A 21777-nucleotide genomic window follows, 5' to 3' on the forward strand; every position below is an offset into this window, starting at 1 on the left:
ATTCGAACCCACGGTGAGCGTGAACCCACGGCGGTTTTCAAGACCGCTGCCTTAAACCACTCGGCCATCTCTCCGCACCCGAGGCTCGAGTGCCGGGCGTCGCTTAGGCCGGTTGCGGTGCCGTGTGCAAGCCTGACGACGATTGGCTGTTTGCCTGTCGGCCGCGCTATGTCACAAAGCGCCGATGCGAATAGTGCGAGTGATCTCTTCCCGGCTGCGGGCGGGTGTTGCAGCCGCGGCGTGCCTGCTGCTTGGCGCGCCGTCGGCGATGGCGCAGGACGAGAGCGGGTTCCAGGCCTATCTGAGTGGCCTGCGCTCGACGGCAATCGCACAGGGGGTGAGGCCCGCGACGGTCGCATCGGTGTTCCCCTCGCTCAGCTACAATCCACGCGTGGTAGAACTCGACCGGCAGCAGCCGGAGCAAAATAACAGCAGTGCGATCCCGATGTTTGCGCCCTATCGCACACAGCACGTCGATGCCGCGCGGATCCGGCGCGGTCGCGCCACCTACCAGGAACAGCGCTCCCGGCTTGCGCGGGTCGAGGCGCAGACCGGTGTGCCCGAAGAGATCATGGTCGCGATCTGGGGCCATGAAACCAATTACGGTGCGTACACCGGTAACTTCGACCTGCTGCGCAGTCTTGCTTCGCTTGCGTACGAGGGACGCCGCCGCAGCCTGTTCGAGGGCGAGTTCATTGCCGCGTTGAAGATGATTGATCGTGGCGTACCACGCGCGCGGCTGGTCGGCAGCTGGGCTGGCGCAACGGGTAATCCGCAATTCCTGCCCTCCGCCTATCTGCGGCTTGCCCGCGACGCCGATGGCGACGGGTTTGCCGACATCTGGGGCAGCGCGGCCGATACGCTCGCGTCGATCGGGAATTATTTCACTCAAGCGGGTTGGCGCGCGGGCGAGCCATGGGGCGTCGCCGTCAACGTACCGAGCGGGTTCGACCGCGGTGCCGTCACCAACCGGCTCGTCTCGCCGCGCTGTCCGCGCGTGTTTGCGAGGGCCAGCGGCTGGCGAACGATGGCGGAGTGGCGCGCACTCGGCCTCTCGCCGCAGTCGGGTAACTGGCCGCGCGACCCGGTGCAGGCGGTACTGATCGAGCCTGACGGGCCCGGCCGGACGGCATATCTGCTGACGGGCAATTACCGCGTCATCCTCGACTATAATTGTTCCAACTTCTACGCGCTGTCCGTCGGGCTGCTCGCCGATGAGATCGCACGCTAGCGTCCTGCTGCTCGCGCCGTTGCTCGTCGCGGCGCAGCAGCCCGACGCGAGTGTAACCGGTCCACGCGGCACGGCCGGTAACGGAGAGGCGGGCGTGTACGACCGTGTCGGGCGCGCGGAAACGCGACCCGGAGAAGCCTTCACCGCCGCACACGCACGATTGCCGCTCGGCTCAGTCGCGGAGGTCACCGACCTCGGCACCGGGCACATCATCCTCGTGCAGATAACCACACGACCGACCGACACGAGCGCGGTGGAAATTACGCTTTCCAGCGCCGCGGCCCGCGCGCTTGGTCTGGCAGGCGACCGCGGCACCGTACGCGTGCGCAGCGTGCAACCATCGTCGAGCGATCTCGCGGCGCTTCGGTCCGGCAGCAGTGCGGCACCGCGGCTGCCCGCACCTGACGCGCTGCTCCGCGCGTTGCGACGCGAAGTCGCCGCGCCGGCTGTAGCGGCAGCACCGCAGGCGACCGCCACGTCGGCTCTCACAAGACCTGTCGTGGGTAAGCCGAAGCGAAAAGCCCCGACCTCCGCGGCCCAGACGAAGCCCACCAGCAACGCTGCGCTCACGCGAGCTACCGTCTTATCCTCGAACACCCGCGCGGCCGGTCCGCTGGTTCAGGTCGCCGCCCTGCGCGATGAGGCACGTGCCCGCGCCGTTGCGCGAACCCTCGACGGCCATGTCGAGCAGGCGACGGGATGGTGGCGCGTGCGGCTGGGACCATTCGCCGATCGTGCCGCCGCGCAGCGCGCGCGTGACGCGGCGGTTTCGCGTGGTTATGGTGGCGCCTCGATCATCCAGGCTCCCTGAACGAGCCGCCAGCGAGCGGCCCAGTTGGAAAGTGCGTCAATGTCCAAGTTTCTGACCGCGCTCGCGGTTCCTGCCGTCCTCGTTGGCGTGGCCTTCCCGGTCGCGGCACAGGCACCTGCCGCCCCGCAGTTCGATACGCCGGCGCCGGTCGCGTTCATGGAGGATCTGTCGTCGGGCGCGATCTTGTTCGCGAAGGACGCCGACCGCCGCATGCCGCCCGCCTCGATGGCGAAGATGATGACGGTCTACACCGCTTTCGAGATGCTGCGTAAGGGTGATATCCGCCTCGACCAGGAGCTCGAGGTCAGGCCCGAGACATGGCAGAAATGGCATGGCCCGTCGGCGGGCTCGACGATGTTCCTGTCGTCGGGTGAGCGTGTCACGGTCGCGAACCTGCTGTACGGGATCGTGACGCTCAGCGGCAACGACGCCTGCGTCGTGCTGGCGGAGGGGTTGTCGGGTACCGAGCCGGCGTTCGTCGACCGCATGAATGAGAATGCGAAGAAGCTTGGTCTGACCAACAGCCATTTCGGCACGTCGAACGGCTGGCCCGACAATGGCGTGACCTATGTCACCGCGCGCGACCTTGCCAAGCTCGCCGCCGCGACGATCGAGGAGCATCCCAAGCTTTACAAGCAATTCTATTCGCGTCGGGATTTCACGTGGGGCAAGACGATGGGCGGCAACCAGATCACGCAGGCCAATCGCGACCCGCTGCTCGGACGCGTCGCCGGGGCAGACGGATTGAAGACCGGGCACACCGAGGAGGCGGGCTTCGGCTTCACCGGTTCCGCCGAACAGAACGGTCGCCGTCTCGTCATGGTGCTTGCCGGGCTCACTAGCTTCAACCAGCGCGCGTCCGAGTCGGTCCGCTTCATGGAATGGGGTTTCCGCGCCTGGCAGTCGAAGCCTGTGGTGAAGAGCGGACGCGTCGTCGGACAGGCCAATGTGCAGATGGGTGACGCGACCAAGGTCGACCTCGTCGCGCCACGCGCGGTCGCGGTGTCGGTGCCCGCGGGCACCAGCCCCGCGGTGTCGGGGAAGATCGTCTACCAAGGTCCGCTCAAGGCGCCGATCAAGGCGGGGACGCACGTCGCCGATCTCGTCGTCGCGGCGCCTGGTCTGTCGCCGCAGATCACGCCGCTCAATGCCGCCAGCGACGTCGCCGAGGCCGGCTTCTTTCGTCGCGCGTGGCATGGCCTGACCGGCATGTTCGGCTGATGCGTGGACGCTTCCTGAGCCTGGAAGGGGGCGAGGGGGCGGGCAAATCGACCCAGGTCCGCGCACTCGCCACCGCGTTGCAGGCGCGCGGGTGCGTGACCCGTGTCTCGCGCGAACCCGGCGGCAGTGAGGGAGCGGAGGCGATCCGCGCGCTGCTGATGCAAGGCGACGCGGGCCGCTGGAGCGCGCGAAGCGAGGCGTTACTGTTCGCCGCCGCGCGCGCCGATCACGTCGAGAAGGTGATCCGCCCCGCGATCGCGCGCGGCGAATGGGTCATCTGCGACCGCTACCTCGATTCGTCGCGTGCCTATCAGGGCGCGGCGGGCGGGATCGCCGACGCCGACGTGCTGGCGCTCCACGCCTTCGGATCGGAAGGGCTGCTGCCCGACCGGACCTATGTGCTGACGCTACCGGCCGAGATCGGCGCACACCGTGCTGCCGCGCGTGACGGGGCCGCGGCCGACCGCTTCGCCGCGCGAGACGCGGCGTTCCACGATGCCGTCGCCGCTGCATTCGAGCGTATCGCCGAACATGAGCCGGACCGCGTACGGCGAGTCGATGCCGCGCAGGCACCGGATGCGGTTACCGCCGCGATCCTCGCCGATCTGGAGCCGTGGCTGGCGTGACGAGCGCGACCGGCTCACCTATGCTTCACGGGCATGAAGCCGCCGCCGACGCGTTGCTCGCCGCGATGCGCGGACGCGCTCTACACCATGCATGGCTGATCACCGGCCCGCCGGGGATCGGTAAGGCGACCTTCGCACGCGCTGCCGCCGCGCGCCTGCTTGTGGAAGGAGCAGAGCCCGGAGTGTTGCCGCTGCGGCTCGCGCTGCCGCCGGGTAACCGCACCGCTGCGCTGCTCGGCGCGGGTGCGCATCCCGACTATCGCGAACTCCGGCGTTTGCCGAAGAAGGACAGCAAGGACGGTGAGCTGGCGCGCTCGATCACGGTCGATCAGGTGCGCGCGCTTGCCCCCTTCCTCGGCACGATGCCATCGATGTCGTCGCGCCGTATCATCGTGATCGACAGCGCCGACGAGCTCGAGCGTCCCGGTGCCTCCAATGCGTTGCTCAAAAGCCTCGAGGAACCGCCGGCCGATACGATCTTCCTGCTTGTCAGCCACGCACCCGGGCGATTGCTGCCGACGATCCGCTCGCGCTGCCGCGTTCTGCGCCTCGAGCCGCTCGACGATAGCGCAATGCGGCAGGCACTCGCGCAGGCGCTGCCTGAAGCCGACCGGGACGAGATTGGCGCGCTGGTAGGCGCAGGGGCGGGCTCGCCCGGGCGCGCGCTACGCTACGCCGAGCTCGGCATGGCGGAGATCGATGACGCGCTCCATGCGATCGCGCGCGACGGCGACCCGACCACCAGTCGCCGTGCCAAGCTCGCCAAGGCGCTCAGCCTCAAGGCGGCGCAACCACGTTATGAAGCGTTCCTCGACCGCGTGCCCGGCGTGATCGCAGAAGCGGCGCAGGATCGTCGCGGACCCGCGCTGCAGGTCGCGCTTGATGCCTATGGACGCGCGCGCGACGTGGCGGGTGCCGCACGCGGCTTGTCGCTCGATGCGGGCGGGACGGTGCTCGAACTCGGCGGCTTGGTCGCACGCCTCGCTGGCGACGCACCGACGCAACACGGGGCTGACTTACGCCGAACGCGCGGCTAGGAGCGGCGCATGGGTAAGCCGTTCTACATCACCACCGCAATCAGCTACCCCAACGGGCGCCCGCACATCGGCCATGCTTATGAGGCGATCGCGGCCGATGCGATCGCCCGCTTTCAGCGGCAGGCCGGGCGCGACGTGCGCTTTCAGACCGGAACCGACGAGCATGGGCTGAAGATGGCACAGACCGCCCGCGACCAGGGGCGTGACGTGCGCGAATTTGCGGGCGAGATGTCGGGCCATTTCAAGCAGATGTGCGACACGCTTGCGATCAGCTACGATCGTTTTATCCGCACCACCGACGAGGATCATTATCGCGCCAGCCAGGCGATCTGGCGCGCGATGGAGGCGAACGGCGACCTATATCTCGACCGCTACGAGGGTTGGTATTCGGTTCGCGATGAGGCCTTCTATGACGAAAAGGAGCTGGTCGATGGCGAGGGCGGGGCAAAGCTGTCTCCGCAGAATACCCCGGTCACTTGGACTGCGGAGGAGACGTGGTTCTTCCGCTTGTCCAAATATCAGCAGTCATTGCTGGATCTCTACGCACGTAACCCCGACTTCATTCGTCCCGAGAGTCGCCGCAACGAGATCATGCGCTTCGTCGAGGGCGGATTGTCCGATCTGTCAGTCTCGCGCACGACGTTCGACTGGGGCGTGCCGGTGCCGGACAGCGAAGGACACGTCATGTACGTCTGGGTCGATGCGCTGACTAACTATCTGACCGGTGCGGGCTACCCGGACAGCGAGATGCCATACTGGCCCGCAGACCTGCACCTCATTGGCAAGGACATTGTCCGTTTCCACGCGGTCTACTGGCCTGCGTTCCTGATGTCGGCGGGCATCATGCTACCGAAGACTGTGTTCGGCCACGGCTTCCTGCTCCACCGCGGCGAGAAGATGTCGAAGAGCCTCGGCAATGTCGTCGATCCGATCGGCCTCGCCGACGCATTTGGTGTTGACGCGCTACGGTACTTCCTGCTGCGCGAGGTCAGCTTCGGGCAGGACGGCAGCTATTCGGCCGAGGCGATCGTGACGCGCGTCAACGCCGAGTTGGCCAACGCCTTCGGCAATTTGGCGCAGCGCACGCTGTCGTTCGTCGCCAAGAACCTTGGAGGAGCGTTGCCCGACGCCGGCCGCGCCGACGACGCCGACGCCCAGCTGATCGAGGAAGTAATCGTCGCCTGCGCCGGAATGCGCAGTGCATTCGACGACCTGATGCTCAGCCAGGGGATCGAGGCATGGCTGCGCGGCGTGTTCGCGTGCAACCAATATATCGATGCCCAGGCGCCATGGTCGCTGCGCAAGACCGATCCCGAGCGGATGCACGCGGTGCTCGGCACGCTGATCCGGGCCATCCGAATGCTCGCGATCGCGATCCTGCCGGTGGTGCCGCGTGGTGCCGGCCATGTGCTCGATCTGCTCGGCGCGACCGAGCGCACCCATGCCGCGATCGATGACGACGGCTGGTACGCGCGGCAGGCAGGCTCCGGCTTCACGCTTGCCGCGCCGACGCCGGCGTTTCCGCGGTTGGAGATGCCCGCTGACGCCGAGGCAGCCGCCTGATGCTCGCCGACAGTCATTGTCACCTCAACTACAAGGGTCTGGCGGAGGACCAGCAAGCGGTCCTTTCGCGCGCGCGCAGCCGCGGCGTGACTGCGATGCTCAACATCGCAACGCGTGAAAGCGAGTGGGACGCAGTGCTCGCCACGGCCGAGCGCGAGCCCGACGTCTGGGCCAGTGTCGGCATTCACCCGCACGAAGCCGATCAGCACCCGCACGTTGGCGCCGCCGAGTTGATTGCGCGCGCCGCGCATCCGCGGGTGGTCGCGATCGGGGAGACCGGGCTCGATTATCACTACGATCACTCCGATCGGACACGGCAACAGGAAAGCTTCCGGGCGCACATCGAGGCCGCGCGGGTGGCGAGGGTGCCGCTCATCGTGCATACCCGCGATGCGGAAGAGGATACGATCGCGATCCTGGCCGCCGAGATGCAACACGGCGCCAACACCGGCGTCATCCATTGCTTCACCGCCAGCGATGCGTTCGCGGACCAAGCGCTTGCACTTGGCCTCTACATATCGATCTCCGGCATCGTCACGTTCAAGAATGCGCGTGACCTACAGGCGACCGCCACGCGACTGCCGCGCGAGCGCTTGCTGATCGAGACCGACGCGCCGTTCCTCGCCCCGGTACCGAACCGTGGCAAACCGGGCGAGCCCGCTTTCGTCGCCGACACCGCAGCATTCCTGGCGGACCTGCGCGGCGAGCACGTCGACGACCTGCGTGATTATACCGCGCGCAATTTCCATGCGTTGTTCAGCAAGACCGGGAACAAGGCTGCGGCGTGAAAGTCCGCATCCTCGGTTCGGGTACATCCTCCGGCGTGCCGCGGATCGGCAACGACTGGGGCGCCTGTGATCCAAGCGAGCCGCGCAACCGGCGTTCACGTGCCGCAATCCTTGTGGAGCATCGCGGCGCGCGCATCCTGGTCGACACCGGTCCCGACATGCGCGAGCAGTTGCTGGCGGCCGAAGTTGGTGTCGTCGATGCGGTGATCTGGACGCACGCGCATGCCGACCACGTCTTCGGTATCGATGACCTGCGGCAGATCTACCACGCGCGGGGCGCACCCGTGCCCGCCTATGCGCGACCGCATACCGCCGCCCTGTTGCGCAAGCAGTTCGGCTATGTGTTTGAGGGAAGCGGCGGCTATCCTGCGATCGTTGACCTTCGTCCTCTCAATGACGCGATGGAGATCGCGGGCATCGACGTGCGCGCGTGCGATCAGCCGCACGGTTCGATTACATCGGCAGGTCTGCGTTTCTCCGCGGGTGGGGCCGCCTTCGGCTACGCGACCGACGTGAGCGCGATGACCGACCAGATGCGAGCGTTATATGCCGGGCTGGACGTGTGGATCGTGGATGCGTTGCGACGACGGCCGCATCCGTCGCATGCCGATCTACCGACCGTGCTCGACTGGGTCTCAGCGCTGAAGCCCGAGGACACCGTGCTCATCCACATGGATCAGTCGATGGACTATCGGACGCTGTGTCGTGAGCTGCCGAAAGGGGTGGAGCCTGGCTACGACGGCTGGGAGCGTCGCTGGTGAGCGATCATGCCGGTCAGGCACTACTCTACGCAGTGTTGCTGGTCCTGCCTGTAGCGGCTCTGCTCGGTCGACGCGTTCCGATGGGAACGCTGGTTAGATATGCAGCAATCTGGATCGCTATATTCGTGTTGGGTCTGTTTTTGATCAGGCTGACCTACGGTAACCACCGCGAGTTTACATAATGTATATTATCGCTCGTAGCTTTGGGCGCGTCTTTTAATGATTGACCGACTTCTCACGATCATGCGCCGGCTGCGTTCCCCGGACGGTTGCGAATGGGACCGTTCCCAGACATTCGAGACGATCGCGCCTTACACGATCGAGGAAGCCTATGAGGTAGCCGACGCGATTGCCCGCGGCGATACGGCCGACCTTAAGGATGAGCTGGGCGACCTCCTCCTTCAGGTCGTGTTTCACAGCCGCATCGCCGAAGAAGCCGGTCACTTCACCTTCGACGATGTGGTCACGTCGATCAGCGATAAGATGGAGCGCCGCCACCCGCACATCTTCGGCGACGCACCCGATGGTGGTCATCACCTGTGGGATCAGGTTAAGGCGGCCGAGCGCAGCGCCAAGGGTGCGTCCGGCGCGCTGGACGGCGTCGCGTTGGGGCTGCCGGCGCTGCAACGCGCCGAGAAAATCCAAAAGCGTGCTGCACGAACCGGCTTCGACTGGGCCGACGCGACCGGCCCACGCGAGAAGATCGACGAGGAGCTTGGTGAGGTAATCGCCGCTCAGACCGCAGATGAGCGGGAGGACGAGCTTGGCGATCTATTGTTCGCAACCGTCAACTGGGCGCGACACCTTGGCGTCGATGCCGAAGCCGCACTCAGGCGCGCGACCGCCAAGTTCGAGCATCGCTTCCGCGCCATGGAGCGGATGAACGACGACTTCGCCTCGCTCAGCCTTGATGCGCAAGAGGCGCTATGGCAGCGCGCCAAGCGCCTCGATCAAACGGACTGACCGGCGCCTGTTTTACCCGGCGCGCTGCTGGAAACGTTCATAATCACGCTCCGCCATTCGCACTTCGTAACGCGCATGCTCCGGCTCGATCCGGTGCGACAAGACTTCGCCATGCTGATGCAGCCACGCCGCACCCGCACCGTCGGACGGGTCGAGCGTGATAACGTAGCGACGATGGCCGGTCGTCAACCGCGCCGCTGCGTGGCGGATCAGGTCATCGACCCCCTCCCCGGTCAGCGCGGAGATCGTCATCACGTCATCGCGGCGTTGCGCAGTGGCCGCCATCACCTCCCGCGTGTCCGCGTCGACCAGGTCAAGCTTGTTCCATGCCTCGATGCGCGGGGTGGTCTCTGCGACGCCGATCTCTTCCAGCACCGCCTCGACATCGACGCGCTGCGCCTCGGTATCGGGATGCGCGATGTCGCGCACGTGGATCAAGAGGTCGGCCGACACCACCTCCTCCAGCGTTGCCTTGAACGCCGCGACCAATTGTGTCGGCAGTTCCGACACGAAGCCGACCGTGTCCGACAGGATCGCCTTGTCGATGCCTGGCAAGGAGATCTGCCGCAGCGTCGGATCGAGCGTCGCGAACAGCAGATCCTCCGCCATCACATGGCTGCCGGTCAGCCGGTTGAACAGCGTCGATTTGCCCGCATTGGTATAGCCGACAAGTGCGATGACGGGCCAAGGCGCACGCTGCCGCCGTTCGCGATGGAGCCCGCGCGTGCGCGTCACCTGATCGAGCTCGCGCCGAAGTCGCGCCATGCGATCGCGGATCAAGCGGCGGTCGGCTTCGATCTGCGTCTCGCCCGGACCGCCTAGAAAACCAAAGCCGCCGCGCTGCCGCTCAAGGTGCGTCCAGCTGCGCACCAGACGGCCGGATTGGTAATCGAGATGGGCAAGCTCCACCTGTAACCGCCCTTCGGCGGTCGCCGCGCGCTCCCCGAAAATTTCCAGGATCAACCCGGTTCGATCGATCACCTTGGCCTCAAGCGCGGTCTCCAGATTGCGCTGCTGGATCGGTGTCAGCGCCCCGTCGAATACGACCAGCTGCGCCGCTTCCATCCGTGCACGCGTCGCAAGTTCCTCGATCTGCCCGCTGCCGATCAACGTCGCTGCGCGTGGCGTACGGACCCGCAACGCTACGCGATCAACCACTTTCACGCCGATCGCAGCCGCTAGGCCCGCGGTTTCATCCAGCCTCGCCTCCGCATCGCGCGACGAGCCGCCGAGATCGGGAAATACCACGATCGCCTTTGCGCCGCGCGCGACGTCATCGCGGTCGCGCTCGAACCCGCCGCTCACGTGCGCACCTGCACCACTCGCACCGCGGTCAATCCTCGTCCTGCTCCTCGGCGAGGTTGAGCGGACGCGACGGCTGGATCGTCGATACCGCATGCTTGTAGACAAGCTGCGACATGCCGTCGCGCTGAAGCAACATGCAAAACAGATCGAAGGCCGCGATCGCACCCTGCAACATGACGCCGTTGACGAGGAACATCGTCACCGGGTCTTCCGACTTGCGCACCGCGTTCAGGAAAATGTCCTGCAACAACGGCTGCTTGCGCGTGCTTTCTCCCAGCGAGCCGACGATGCCCTCAACGTCGATCTGCCCGGCCGGCATGATCGTCGAGATCGCGTGCTTGTAGATCAGTTGCGACTGGCCATCGCGCCGCAGCAGCACCGAGAAATTGTCGAACCACGTCACGATTCCTTGCAGCTTGACACCTTTGACGAGAAACATCGTCACCGGCGTCTTGGTCTTGCGGAGCGAGTTGAGGAACAGGTCCTGTAGCGAGGTCTGCTTGTCGGCCATAAGATCGTCCATGTTCTTGGCGGGAGGTTCCCCGCGATGCGCCGGTGCCCGGCGTCGGCATTGCTTGGTCGGTCGTTGCTGAAGCTATGTAACGCGCCCGCCCGCGTCCAGTGCCGGGCGCGGATTTCGCCGGTCCTGTGTCAATCGTCGCGGGTTTCGGTGATGCCGAGCAGCTTCAATTTGCGATGCAGCGCGGAGCGTTCCATGCCGATGAAGCTGGCGGTGCGCGAGATGTTGCCGGAAAAACGCCTGATCTGCACGCGCAGATACTCGCGCTCGAACGTCTCGCGCGCCTCGCGTAACGGCGCTCCCATGATCGCGCTGCTGCCCGCACCGGACGCATGATCGCCGAGCACTTCGGCGGGCAACAGGTCGACGTCGATCCGTCCAATCCGATTGCCGGGGGCCAGGATGATGGTGCGCTCGACCACGTTGCGCAGTTCGCGCACGTTCCCGGGCCAGTCGTACGATTGCAGTGCGACCATCGCCTCGGTCGCGATCTGCGGCACGGCAACGCGCCGTTCGGCGGCGTAGTGCGCGACGAAATGCTCGACCAATGGCGGGATGTCCTCGCGCCGCTCGGAGAGCGACGGCAGCACCACGGGCACCACGTTCAGCCGGTAGAACAGGTCCTCACGGAAACGACCCTCCGCGATTTCGGTCGGCAGGTCGCGAGCGGTCGCGGAGACGACGCGGATATCGACCTTGACGAGGCGCGTGCCGCCTACGCGCGTGAAACTCTGATCGGTCAGCACGCGCAAAATTCGCGCCTGCGTCGCGATCGGCATGTCGGCGATCTCGTCGAGGAACAGCGTCCCGCCGTGCGCTTGTTCGAGCAGCCCAGTCCGCTTGAGGTCGCCGTTCTCCTCGACCCCGAACAACTCTTCCTCAACCCGTTCGGGTGCCATGCCCGCCGCGCTCATCAGGACGAAATTGGCGTGCGCGCGCTGGCTCCAACCGTGCAGCAACCGCGCGGCGACTTCCTTGCCGACCCCTGCCGGCCCCATGATCAGCGTGCGGCTGCCCGTGCCCGCAACCCGCTTGAGCGTCGCGCGCACCGCATTGATCGCGGTCGAGTTGCCGGTCAGGTCGACCGCCCTGCCCACGGCCGCACGCAATGAGGCGACCTCCGCACGCAGCCGCTCGGTTTCGGTCGCGCGTTCCACCATCAGCAGCAGCCGCTCGGCCTGGAACGGCTTTTCGATGAAGTCGGCCGCACCCTTGCGAATGGCGGCGACCGCGGTGTCGAGCGTGCCGTGCCCGGAGATCACCAAGACCGGGATTGATGGGTCACGGTGCTTGATCTCGTCGAGCAATTCGAGCCCATCAAGGCGCGACCCCTGCAGCCACACGTCAAGCAGCACGAGACTGGGACGTCTTGTCGCGATGGCCTCCAGCGTGCTGTCGCTGTCGGCGGCGACGCGCGTGTCATAGCCCTCGTCCTCCAGCACGCCCGCTACGAGTTCGCGGATGTCGAGTTCGTCGTCGACGACAAGGATGTCGATCGCCATGCGTTTAATTCCGGCTCCTGGTCAAAGCGGCGATCGTGCGATCGTCGTCCGAATTGTCTTGCCCGTCATCAAGCGCGAGCGGTTCGAGCAGCGCGGGCTCGAACGTCAACGTCACGATTGTGCCGCCACCCGGACGATCGTCGAAGGCGATCGATCCGTGATGCTCCTCGACGATCTTCTTGACGATGGCGAGCCCCAGACCCGTACCGCGCGCGCGCGTCGTCATGTATGGCTCGACGATCCGCTCGCGCTCGGCCGGCAGCCCGACACCCGTATCGGCCACGCTGATCGTGACCCGCTGATCGGCCCGCGCGAGCCGCATCGTGATTGCCGGATCGGCGCGATCCGCCCCCTCGACCGCCTCGACTGCATTCTTGACCACGTTGGTGAGCGCCTGCCCCAATTGTCGGCGATCGCACACCAGCGCGGGAGCGGGATCGTCATGTTCCAGAGTGAAGCGGATGCGCGGATGCGCGACCTCATGGAGGAACATCGTCTGACGCGCGATGTCGAGCAGCGCTTCGTGCCGGAACACGGGTTTGGGCATCCGGGCGAACGATGAGAATTCGTCGACCATCCGCCGGAGGTCGCCGACCTGCCGCACGATCGTGTCGGTCAGTCGCGCGAACGTCGTATCGCCCTCCTCCACCTTGCTCCCGTAGCGGCGCTGCAACCGCTCGGCCGCGAGTTGGATCGGGGTCAGCGGATTCTTGATCTCATGTGCGATCCGACGCGCCACGTCTGCCCAGGCGGCACGGCGCTGATCGGTCAATTGCTGCGTGATGTCGTCAAAGGTGATGATCGGTCCTGATCCATCGCGTGCCACTCGTGCCGCAAAAGTACGCTGCTCACCCGCCACCAGCACCTGCACCGCGCCCTCGCGCGCGCCGTCCGACAGAAGCTGGTCGAGCTCGGTCGCGACGCGGGCAAGCGGTTGTCCGATCGGCGACGTGTCCAACCCGAGCAGCGTCTGCGCCGAGCTGTTGGCGAGCCGGATGGTACGATCCTCCGCGATCGACAGCACGCCCGCCGACACCCCCGACATCACGGCCTCGATCAGCGCGCGGCGGCTCTCAAGCTGAGTATTGGCGGTGACCAGCGCGGTGTTCTGCGTCTCCAGTCGCGAGGTCATCGCATTGAACGCGTTGGACAGGACGCCGACCTCGTCGAGCTCGCGCGTGTCCGGTACGCGCGCAGCCAGATCGCCGTTCGCCACGCGCCGCGCCGCCTCTACCAACTCACCGACTGGTCGGACGAGGCGATCGGCGACTTGCAACGCGATCCACACCGCAAAGGCGACGATCAACAGCGAGATGATCAGCAACGCCGCATTGAAACGAAGTTGGAGCGACCGCGCGCGTTCGAGCAACTGGCGGTAATCGCCCAGCACCGCCGCGCCGCGATCGATCTGTGCCGACAGCTGCGGGTCGAATACACGCGCCGAATAGAGGTAGGTGTTCGGCTGATAATCGAGCCGGGTCAGCGCACCCGCACGGTCCGCCCCCTGCACGATCACTGTCGGCCCGCCGCGCTCCAGCTTCGCAACCATCTGCGGCGTCACCACACGGTCTAACGGCCGGTCGTACGGATTGAGCAGTGCCAGCGTCCGCAACTCGCCGTCGGCACCGCGGCTCACGATCGCGGCCTCGGACAGGTTGCGCAGGTACAGCTGATACGCGAGCCCTTCGCTGAACCGCTTGCTGTCGATCGTGTCGGTACGCAGATAGTTGGCGAGGTCGCTCGACATCGTCGCAGTTTCCTGCGCCACGCGATTGAGTTCGCTGGTATAATTCTCCTGCGCCAGGCTCGCGGCATTCTCGAACATGCTGCGCGCGCGGTCCGAATACCAGAATTGCACACCGTACTGAAACAACAGCGACGCAAAAATCGTCACCAGCAGCGCAGGCACCGCGGCAACGGCCGAGAACAGCAGCACAAGCCGTACGTGCAACCGCCCCTCGCCCCCGACCGGAGAGCGCGCCGCGCGTCGCCGTGCGATCCGCCGCCCCGCCAGCATCATCAGCGCGATGCCGCCGACCAGATTGGCGACGAGCACGAGCGCAATCACGGGGGGCGCCAGCAGACCCTTCGGATCACCCTCGCCACGAACGATGAAGTAGCTGGCGAGCGCGACCGCGACTACGGCAGCGAGCACGCCCAGCTCGACCGCGGGCGTCACCGACAGCCTGCGCCGCGGGGCGATCATCGCGTGAGAAGCGGGCTGAGCGCCGGCATGCATCACCGGTGCGCTACACCATCAGTGTTGCATGGAAAACACATATTTCGACAGACAGAGGCTAAACCGCCGTCGAATTTGCGTCCGGATCGATGCCGAGCACATCCAGTCGCTTGCGCAGCGTGTTGCGGTTGAGCCCGATCGCACGCGCGGCCCGCAACTGGTTACCGCCATGGCGACGCAGCATCGCCTCGATCATCGGACGCTCCACTGCCGCGACCAGACGGGCATGAAGCGTGCCGTTGTCGAGCGCACGCGGCTCGCTGCGCGCCAGATGGTCAATCATCGCCGCGACCGCTTGGTCGAGATCAATGTCGGCCGGCTCACCTGCTGCCGTTGTCGTGCCAAGCACGCTTCGTATCTCGCCAGCGGTGATGCGATCGTCGCGCGACAAGGCGGCCAGACGCCGCATCAGATTTCCGAGCTCGCGAACGTTGCCGGGCCAGTAGAACGCCTTGAGCTCCGCCACCGCATCGCCGTCGAGCACCTTGTGCGGCAATCCGTCGGCTGCCGCACGGTCGAGGAAATGTCGCGCGAGTTCGGCAATGTCACCGCGCCGTTCACGAAGCGCTGGCAGCGAGATCGGCACGACGTTCAACCGGTAGAACAGATCCTCCCGGAACTGTCCGTCCGCGATCGCCCCGCGCAGGTCGCGGTTGGTCGCGGCGACGATCCGCACCTCGGCGCGGATCGCACGTGTGCCGCCTACGGTTGTGAACTCGCCCGATTGAAGCACGCGGAGCAGGCGCGTTTGTGCGTCGCGCGGCATGTCGCCGATCTCGTCGAGGAACAAGGTGCCGCCCGCCGCCTGTTCGAACCTACCGGCCGATCGTTGCGCCGCGCCGGTAAAGGCACCGCGCTCGTGCCCGAACAGTTCGGCCTCTATCAGGTCGCGCGGGATCGCCGCCATGTTGATCGCGACGAACGGACTGGCGCGCCTCGGTCCCAGATCGTGGATCGCACGTGCGACCAGTTCCTTGCCCGTTCCCGATTCGCCCGAGACCAGCACGGTCAGGTCGTTCGACACTACGCGCGCGATGATGCGGTATACTTCCTGCATCGCCGGTGAGCGACCGATCAGCGGCAGTGACGCGTCCGCGTGCTCGTCGGCGGGCAGGTCGATCCCGTTCTGCCGTGCCAGCGCTGCCGCGACGGTGCGGGTCAGCGTATCGAGATCGAACGGCTTGGGTAGATAATCGTACGTCCCCGCCTCGGTCGCGCGCACCGCGGTCGTCAATGTGTTGCGTGCGGACAGCACCACGATCGGCAATCGCGCATGGTCGGCGGCGATGCGTGCGGCATGATCGATCCCGTCGCCATCGGGCAGCACGACGTCGGTGATCAGTGCGTCGGGCAGCTTTGCGCGCATCTCTCGGTCGAGTTCGGCAAGGCACGTGGCGGTGCGCACCTGATGCCCCGCGCGGCGCAGCGCCTGCGCAACGACGAGGCGGATCGCATCGTCGTCATCGACGAGCAGGATGTCGGCCGCCATCACGCGGCGCGCGGCAGCAGGATGCGGAACACGGTCGCGTTCGGCGTGCCTTCTCTCGAATATTGCACGATCCCTCCCATGTCGCGGATCAGCTTGTCGACGAGCGCGAGGCCAAGCCCCTTCCCCTCCGGGCGGCTCGACACAAACGGGTCGAACAGGTGCTCCGCGATGTCGTCGGGCGCTCCCGGCCCGGTGTCGATGACGCAAATCTCGATCGGCAGCGCGACGCGTCCGGCGCCATCGCGCGCCGCTACGGTAATGCCGTGCCGATAAGCGGTATGGAGCGTGATCCGCCGCTCGCCGATCTCGCCCAGCGCCGCAGCCGCATTCTTGAGCAGGTTTAGCATGACCTGCAGCAACGCGTCATGGTTGCCCAGCGCCAGCGGCAAGGACGGATCGTAGCGTTCCTCGATCGCGATCCCGCGCGCGAAGCCAGCCAGCGCCACGTCGCGCGCATGGGCCAGCAGCGGATAGATGTTGATCGGCCCGGTCTCCCGCGGACGGGTATCGGTGAAATCCTCCATCCGGTCGATCAACGCGACGATGCGGTCGACCTCCTTGACGACCAGGCTGCACAACTCGCCTGCCGAGGCGCCCGAGGCGATCAATTGCGCCGCGCCGCGGATGCTGGACAGCGGGTTCTTGATCTCATGCGCCAGCATCGCCGCCGCCCCGACTGCCGATCGGGCGGCGGCTGCACGGTCGTTGCTCTGGCCGAGCCGGCGCGACGGCGCGGCATGATGAAGCGTCACCACACGCCAGCCGGGCCGGTCGGGCACCTCGGCCTCGACCAGGTCAACGCGCAAGGCCAATCCGCGCGCGGTGGTGACGGTGGTGTCGAAAAAGGCAGCGGCATGGCCCTCGCGACGCGGCGCACCGCCCGGCCATGTCAGTACGTCAGCCAGTCGCTGTCCCACCAGCGCGCGTTGCGACAGGTTGAGCAGCGCCTCACCCTCGGCGTTCACCTGCGCAATCCGCTCTTCGCCGTCGAGTAGCAGCATCGCCACCGGCAACGCCGCGATCAGCTCCGCGTCACTCGGGCTGACGTGCGTCGTCGTCACGCCGCAGCGCGGGTCAGATACGGCGCGTAGAATTCGCGCAACATCGCCTTGACGCGGTTTGCGTCAGGCTCCTGGTTGACGCGGTTGCGGAACTCAGCCGATCCGTTGATCCCCTTGGTGTACCAGCCGATGTGCTTGCGCGCCATGTTGACGCCCGTGACCGTGCCATAATGTTCGAGCATCGAGTCATAATGCTCTACGATCACGTGATATTGTTCATCGAGTGACGGGTCGGCAACGCGACGCCCCTCGGCGAACCACGTCATTAACTGGCCGAGCAACCACGGCCGGCCATAGGCACCGCGCCCAACCATGATACCGTCCGCACCCGATTGCTCCAGCGCTGCCTCGGCGTCCTCGATTCCGCAGATGTCGCCGTTGGCGATGACAGGAATCGACACCGCATCCTTCACCCCGCGGATGAAGCGCCAGTCGGCCGAGCCCTTGTACATCTGGTTGCGCGTGCGGCCATGGACGGTGACCATGCGGATACCCAGATCCTCGGCGATCCGCGCGAGCTCGGGCGCATTCAGACTATCGTGACACCAGCCCATCCGCATCTTGAGCGTGACCGGCACCTCCACCGCCTTCACCACGCCCTCGATGATCGAACGCGCGAGCACCAGATCGCGCATCAGCGCCGAACCCGCGTCTCCGTTGGTCACCTTGCGCACGGGACAGCCCATGTTGATGTCGATGATCGCCGCGCCCTTGTCGCGCGCCAGCTTGGCAGCCTCGCCCATCTCGTAGGGGGCGCAGCCGACCAGTTGCATCGACACCGGCTCCTCCGACAGGTGCCACATCGCCTTTTGCAGCGACTGCCGCGTCTCGCGAATCGCGGCTTGGCTTGCGATCATCTCGGTTACGTTCAAACCGGAGCCGTAGCGGCGGACGAGCGTGCGAAACGGCTGGTCGGTCACGCCCGTCATTGGCGCGAGCACAACGGGCTGGTCGATCCGCACCGAGCCGATCTGGATAGGAGTAAGTTTCTGCATGATGCCTGTTATTTAGGCAGTAATCGCTCAAACCTATGGTGGCAAGGTGAACCGGATGCGACTAATCGCCCGGCCGATGAAGACCGTTGCGATCATCGTCGCCGCCGGAACGGGTTCGCGCTCGGGCCAGACGGGACCAAAGCAGTTCAGTACTCTTGCCGGCCGCCCGATGCTGACGTGGAGCTACCATGCGCTGAACCGCCACGCGCGGATAGATTACGTGGTGGTTGTGGTCGCTGCCGAGCAGCAGGCGAGTCTGGCGACGATGCTGCCGACGGCATCCCACGTCATCGGTGGGGCCGAACGCCACGAGTCGGTAGCGGCCGGGCTCGCGGCGGTTCCCGACGCCGAGGTCGTCCTGATCCACGATGCCGCCCGGCCCTTCGTACCCGCCGAGGTGATCGATCGGCTGCTCGACGCTTTGGTCACGCACGACGGCGCAGTCCCGGTGCTGCCGGTCGCGGACACGCTGGTCCACACCGACGGCACGCTGGTCGCGCGCGACCCCTTGCGCCGCGTGCAGACACCGCAGGCATTCCAGCGCGAAACCCTTCAGCGCGCGCATGATCATTGGACCGGGGATGCGCCCACCGACGACGCGCAGATGGTGCGCGCGCTTGGCGGCCGGGTCGCGTTGGTGCAGGGCGACCAGATGCTCGAGAAAGTCACCTACCCCGCCGACTTCGCCGCCGCCGAGGCGCGCATCGGTTATGAAACACGTGCGGCGAGCGGCTTCGACGTGCATCGGTTGGAGGATGGCGAGGAGCTATGGCTCGGCGGCGTGCTGATCCCGCATCATCAGGGTCTGTCGGGCCACAGCGATGCCGACGTCGCACTTCACGCAATCACCGACGCGGTGCTCGGCACGATCGCGGCAGGCGACATCGGCACGCACTTTCCCCCAAGCGACCCCAAGTGGAAGGGCGCTGAATCGGGTCAATTCCTGTCGCACGCGCGTGAGCTCGTCGAGGCGCGCGGTGGACGCGTGACCTTCGTCGACCTGACGATCATGTGCGAGGCGCCCAAAATCGGCCCGCACCGGCCTGCGATGCAGGCACGGATCGGTGAGCTTCTAAAGCTGCCGATTGACCGCGTCAGCGTAAAGGCGACCACGACCGAGCGACTGGGCTTCACCGGTCGTGGTGAGGGGATCGCAGCGCAGGCAGTCGCCACCATCCGCCTGCCTGGGGCACTCGCGTGAAGAGACTGCTCGCGCTCACTGCGGCGCTGTCGCTCATCGGCTCGCCTGCCGCCGCGCAGGCGCCGTGTCTCAGCCAGTCGGAGGCCGAGTCGATCGCGCTGGTTACCCTGCCCGCGATCATCCGCGACGCCGGTCGCATCTGCGCCGCGTTACCCGCGACCAGCCTGCTGCGGCGCACCTCCGGTCCGTTTCTCGCCAAATACGACGCCGAGGCGGATCGCGCCTGGCCCGCGGCGAGACAGGCGATCACCAAGCTGAGCGATCCGTCGGTGGAACTGCTGCTGATGAGCGATTATGCCCGGCCCATGCTGACCAGCCTGTTCGCGCCGCAGATCACTGGGCGGCTGCAATCGCGCGATTGCCCGACGCTTGACCGGCTCGTCACGCTGCTCGAACCGCTGCCGGCGCGCAACACCGCGGGGATCGTTGTTGCGACGCTCCAGTACATCAAGGCCGAACACGCGCGCGGCGCGATGCGCGATGCACCCGACCTGCCGATCTGCGCGGCGCAGGCTTCGCGATGAGCGCCGATCATAGCGAAAGCGTACTCCCGGGGGAGCTACTCGCCGCCGCACGCCGCGTGGTGGAGGAGAATATTGCCGCCAAACGCCGGATCGCGGTCGCGGAAAGCTGCACCGGCGGGCTGGTGTCGGCCGCGCTGACCGAGATCGCGGGATCGTCCGCGGTGTTCGAATCGGGCTTCATCACCTACGCCAACGAAGCCAAGATCGCGATGCTGGGGGTCAGCCGCGACGTGCTCGACACCTTCGGCGCGGTGTCGATCGCGACCGCGTGGAGCATGGCGCAGGGCGCGCTGGCCAAGTCGGGCGCGGACGTGGCGGTCGCGATCACCGGCGTCGCCGGGCCCGGCGGCGGCAGCGAGAAGAAACCGGTCGGCACCGTCGTCTTCGCGCGCGCGGAGCGGCACGGCGATCCCGCGGACATCATCGCCGATCGCAAGTTCTTCGGGGATATCGGCCGCGGCGGCGTCCGGCTTCAGGCCGCGCTGTGCGCGCTCGAGCTACTGCTGCCGGGGCCTGCCGTCGAGGCGGAGTAGAGCACCGCCGCGCGTGTCTCGAACGCGCCGATCATCCGCCTGAGCGCGACCGAGAAGACCTGCCCCGCCAGCATCTCGAACATCCGGTTCTTGAATGCGAAATCGACCGTGAAATCGACCAAGCAGCCGCCGTTCCCGTCATCGCGAAAACGCCAGTCGTTGTGGAGGTACTTCAGCGGCCCGTCGACGTATTCGACGTGGATCGTCGCGGGCCGCTGCTTCTCGACCTTGGAGGTGAACGTCTCTCGCAGGCCCTTGAAGCCGACGATCATGTCGGCGACCGTCTCGGTGTCGCTGTCCTGACGCACGCGCATCGCGGTTACCCAAGGCAGAAATTCGGGGTAGCGGCGCACGTCCGCCACCATGTCGAACATCTGCTCCGGCGTGTACGGCAGCGCGCGCGTCTCGGAATGCTTCGGCATCAGGCGCGCGCCAGCTTCGCCTCTCGCGCGGCCCGCAGCTTCGCGAAATCGTCACCGGCATGGTAGCTCGACCGCGTCAGCGGCGACGAGGCGACGAGCAGGAACCCCTTGGCGCGCGCAATCGCAGCGTACGCGTCGAACGCCTTGGGCGTGACGAAATCGGCGACCTTGGCGTGCTTGGGGGTGGGTTGCAGATATTGCCCCATCGTCAGGAAGTCGATGTCGGCCGACCGCATGTCGTCCATGACCTGATGAACCTCCAGCCGCTCCTCGCCCAGCCCCATCATCACGCCCGACTTGGTGAAGATCGACGGATCGTGCCGCTTGACGCTCTCCAGCAGCCTGAGCGACGCATAATAACGCGCGCCGGGCCGGATCGTCGGGTAGAGCCGGGGGACGGTTTCCAGATTGTGATTATACACGTCTGGCCGCGCCTCGACGATTGACTCGACCGCGGCCTGCGCCTTGTTGCGGAAGTCGGGTGTCAGGATCTCGATCGTCGTCGACGGCGTGTTGCGGCGGAGAGCCTGGATCACCTTCACGAACTGCGACGCCCCGCCATCGGGCAAATCGTCGCGATCGACCGAGGTGATGACGATATGCTGCAACCCCATCTCCGCCGCGGCCACGGCGACATGCTCGGGCTCGAGCGGGTCGACCGCGCGCGGCATGCCGGTCTTGACGTTGCAGAAGGCGCACGCGCGCGTGCACGTGTCGCCCAGGATCATCACGGTCGCGTGCTTCTTGGTCCAGCACTCGCCGATGTTGGGGCATGCCGCTTCCTCGCACACGGTGGCGAGGTTCAGGCGGCGCATCAGCTGCTTGGTCTCGGCAAAGCCGGTCGAGGTCGGCGCCTTGACGCGGATCCAGTCGGGCTTGCGCGCCCTTGCCGGTGCAACGGCGGCCGGCGCGGTGGTGGGAGCCAGAAGCGAATTACTGTCGTTCATGCGGTGCGAGATAGCGTCGTCTGAGTGTTGAAACAACG

General features: G+C 66.3%; 21 protein-coding genes. 12 read left to right on the top strand and 9 right to left on the bottom strand.

Translation table 11 applies throughout. From position 1 onward, the window contains the following. Positions 1-268 precede the first annotated feature (268 nt). From SMN802W_RS0109945 to mazG, 9 genes are all read left to right on the top strand, one after another. Positions 269-1231 (top strand): lytic murein transglycosylase, encoded by a 963-nt coding sequence (locus SMN802W_RS0109945; RefSeq protein ID WP_019516760.1) that lies wholly within the window; start codon positions 269-271, stop codon positions 1229-1231. Next, positions 1215-2042, top strand: a complete 828-nt coding sequence (locus tag SMN802W_RS16860) for an SPOR domain-containing protein (protein WP_019516761.1) — start codon at positions 1215-1217, stop codon at positions 2040-2042. Before SMN802W_RS0109945 ends, SMN802W_RS16860 begins: the two co-directional genes overlap by 17 nt. 39 nt (positions 2043-2081) lie before the next feature. Beyond that, complete coding sequence (locus SMN802W_RS0109955; RefSeq protein WP_019516762.1) at positions 2082-3263, top strand: D-alanyl-D-alanine carboxypeptidase family protein; 1182 nt, start codon at positions 2082-2084, stop codon at positions 3261-3263. Further along, a complete protein-coding gene (gene tmk / locus SMN802W_RS0109960; protein WP_019516763.1) occupies positions 3263-3889 on the top strand; it encodes a dTMP kinase in 627 nt (208 codons plus the stop codon). Before SMN802W_RS0109955 ends, tmk begins: the two co-directional genes overlap by 1 nt. 20 nt (positions 3890-3909) lie before the next feature. Further along, positions 3910-4926, top strand: coding sequence for an AAA family ATPase (locus SMN802W_RS0109965; protein ID WP_037523911.1), 1017 nt, complete (start codon positions 3910-3912; stop codon positions 4924-4926). A gap of 9 nt (positions 4927-4935) precedes the next feature. Beyond that, on the top strand, positions 4936-6489 hold the full coding sequence (gene metG, locus SMN802W_RS0109970; protein WP_019516765.1) for a methionine--tRNA ligase: 1554 nt from the start codon (positions 4936-4938) through the stop codon (positions 6487-6489). Beyond that, on the top strand, positions 6489-7277 hold the full coding sequence (locus tag SMN802W_RS0109975; protein ID WP_019516766.1) for a TatD family hydrolase: 789 nt from the start codon (positions 6489-6491) through the stop codon (positions 7275-7277). Before metG ends, SMN802W_RS0109975 begins: the two co-directional genes overlap by 1 nt. Further along, a complete protein-coding gene (locus tag SMN802W_RS0109980; protein ID WP_026325976.1) occupies positions 7274-8038 on the top strand; it encodes an MBL fold metallo-hydrolase in 765 nt (254 codons plus the stop codon). Before SMN802W_RS0109975 ends, SMN802W_RS0109980 begins: the two co-directional genes overlap by 4 nt. Positions 8039-8257: 219 nt before the next feature. Continuing rightward, a complete protein-coding gene (gene mazG, locus SMN802W_RS0109985; protein WP_019516768.1) occupies positions 8258-9001 on the top strand; it encodes a nucleoside triphosphate pyrophosphohydrolase in 744 nt (247 codons plus the stop codon). Positions 9002-9013: 12 nt separating this feature from the next. On the opposite strand, the gene hflX is transcribed toward mazG, so the two are convergent. The 7 genes from hflX to dusB all read right to left on the bottom strand — a co-directional run bounded on the left by hflX (position 9014) and on the right by dusB (position 18112). Then, a complete protein-coding gene (hflX, locus tag SMN802W_RS0109990) occupies positions 9014-10306 on the bottom strand; it encodes a GTPase HflX (protein ID WP_019516769.1) in 1293 nt (430 codons plus the stop codon). 28 nt (positions 10307-10334) lie between these two features. After that, complete coding sequence (gene hfq / locus SMN802W_RS0109995; RefSeq protein ID WP_019516770.1) at positions 10335-10829, bottom strand: RNA chaperone Hfq; 495 nt, start codon at positions 10827-10829, stop codon at positions 10335-10337. 128 nt (positions 10830-10957) lie between these two features. Continuing rightward, entirely contained in the window at positions 10958-12328 is a 1371-nt protein-coding gene (gene ntrX / locus SMN802W_RS0110000; RefSeq protein ID WP_019516771.1) for a nitrogen assimilation response regulator NtrX, read from the bottom strand. A 4-nt stretch (positions 12329-12332) separates the two neighbouring features. Beyond that, entirely contained in the window at positions 12333-14534 is a 2202-nt protein-coding gene (locus tag SMN802W_RS0110005) for a HAMP domain-containing histidine kinase (protein ID WP_019516772.1), read from the bottom strand. 91 nt (positions 14535-14625) lie between these two features. After that, positions 14626-16056, bottom strand: coding sequence for a nitrogen regulation protein NR(I) (ntrC, locus tag SMN802W_RS0110010; RefSeq protein WP_019516773.1), 1431 nt, complete (start codon positions 16054-16056; stop codon positions 14626-14628). Continuing rightward, complete coding sequence (locus SMN802W_RS0110015; protein ID WP_019516774.1) at positions 16056-17117, bottom strand: two-component system sensor histidine kinase NtrB; 1062 nt, start codon at positions 17115-17117, stop codon at positions 16056-16058. The genes ntrC and SMN802W_RS0110015 overlap by 1 nt, the downstream gene beginning before the upstream one ends. Continuing rightward, entirely contained in the window at positions 17114-18112 is a 999-nt protein-coding gene (gene dusB / locus SMN802W_RS0110020) for a tRNA dihydrouridine synthase DusB (protein ID WP_019516775.1), read from the bottom strand. Before dusB ends, SMN802W_RS0110015 begins: the two co-directional genes overlap by 4 nt. Positions 18113-18188: 76 nt before the next feature. On the opposite strand from dusB, the gene SMN802W_RS0110025 reads away from it, so the two are divergent. The 3 genes from SMN802W_RS0110025 to SMN802W_RS0110035 are packed head-to-tail and all read left to right on the top strand — an operon-like array spanning position 18189 to position 20370. Then, positions 18189-19313 carry a bifunctional 2-C-methyl-D-erythritol 4-phosphate cytidylyltransferase/2-C-methyl-D-erythritol 2,4-cyclodiphosphate synthase gene (locus SMN802W_RS0110025; RefSeq protein ID WP_019516776.1) on the top strand — a complete coding sequence of 375 codons (1125 nt, stop codon included), beginning with the start codon at positions 18189-18191 and terminating at the stop codon, positions 19311-19313. Beyond that, positions 19310-19837, top strand: a complete 528-nt coding sequence (locus SMN802W_RS0110030; RefSeq protein ID WP_019516777.1) for a hypothetical protein — start codon at positions 19310-19312, stop codon at positions 19835-19837. The genes SMN802W_RS0110025 and SMN802W_RS0110030 overlap by 4 nt, the downstream gene beginning before the upstream one ends. Continuing rightward, a complete protein-coding gene (locus SMN802W_RS0110035) occupies positions 19834-20370 on the top strand; it encodes a CinA family protein (RefSeq protein ID WP_019516778.1) in 537 nt (178 codons plus the stop codon). The genes SMN802W_RS0110030 and SMN802W_RS0110035 overlap by 4 nt, the downstream gene beginning before the upstream one ends. Here SMN802W_RS0110035 and SMN802W_RS0110040 read toward each other — a convergent pair. Both SMN802W_RS0110040 and lipA read right to left on the bottom strand, forming a co-directional pair. Then, complete coding sequence (locus tag SMN802W_RS0110040; protein ID WP_019516779.1) at positions 20310-20792, bottom strand: type II toxin-antitoxin system RatA family toxin; 483 nt, start codon at positions 20790-20792, stop codon at positions 20310-20312. The two genes, SMN802W_RS0110035 and SMN802W_RS0110040, sit on opposite strands and share 61 nt — an antisense overlap. Beyond that, a complete protein-coding gene (gene lipA / locus SMN802W_RS0110045) occupies positions 20792-21739 on the bottom strand; it encodes a lipoyl synthase (RefSeq protein WP_019516780.1) in 948 nt (315 codons plus the stop codon). Before lipA ends, SMN802W_RS0110040 begins: the two co-directional genes overlap by 1 nt. Between the last annotated feature and the right edge of the window lie 38 nt (positions 21740-21777).

The organism is Sphingomonas sp. Mn802worker, from assembly GCF_000382485.1.
GTDB lineage: Bacteria > Pseudomonadota > Alphaproteobacteria > Sphingomonadales > Sphingomonadaceae > Sphingomonas.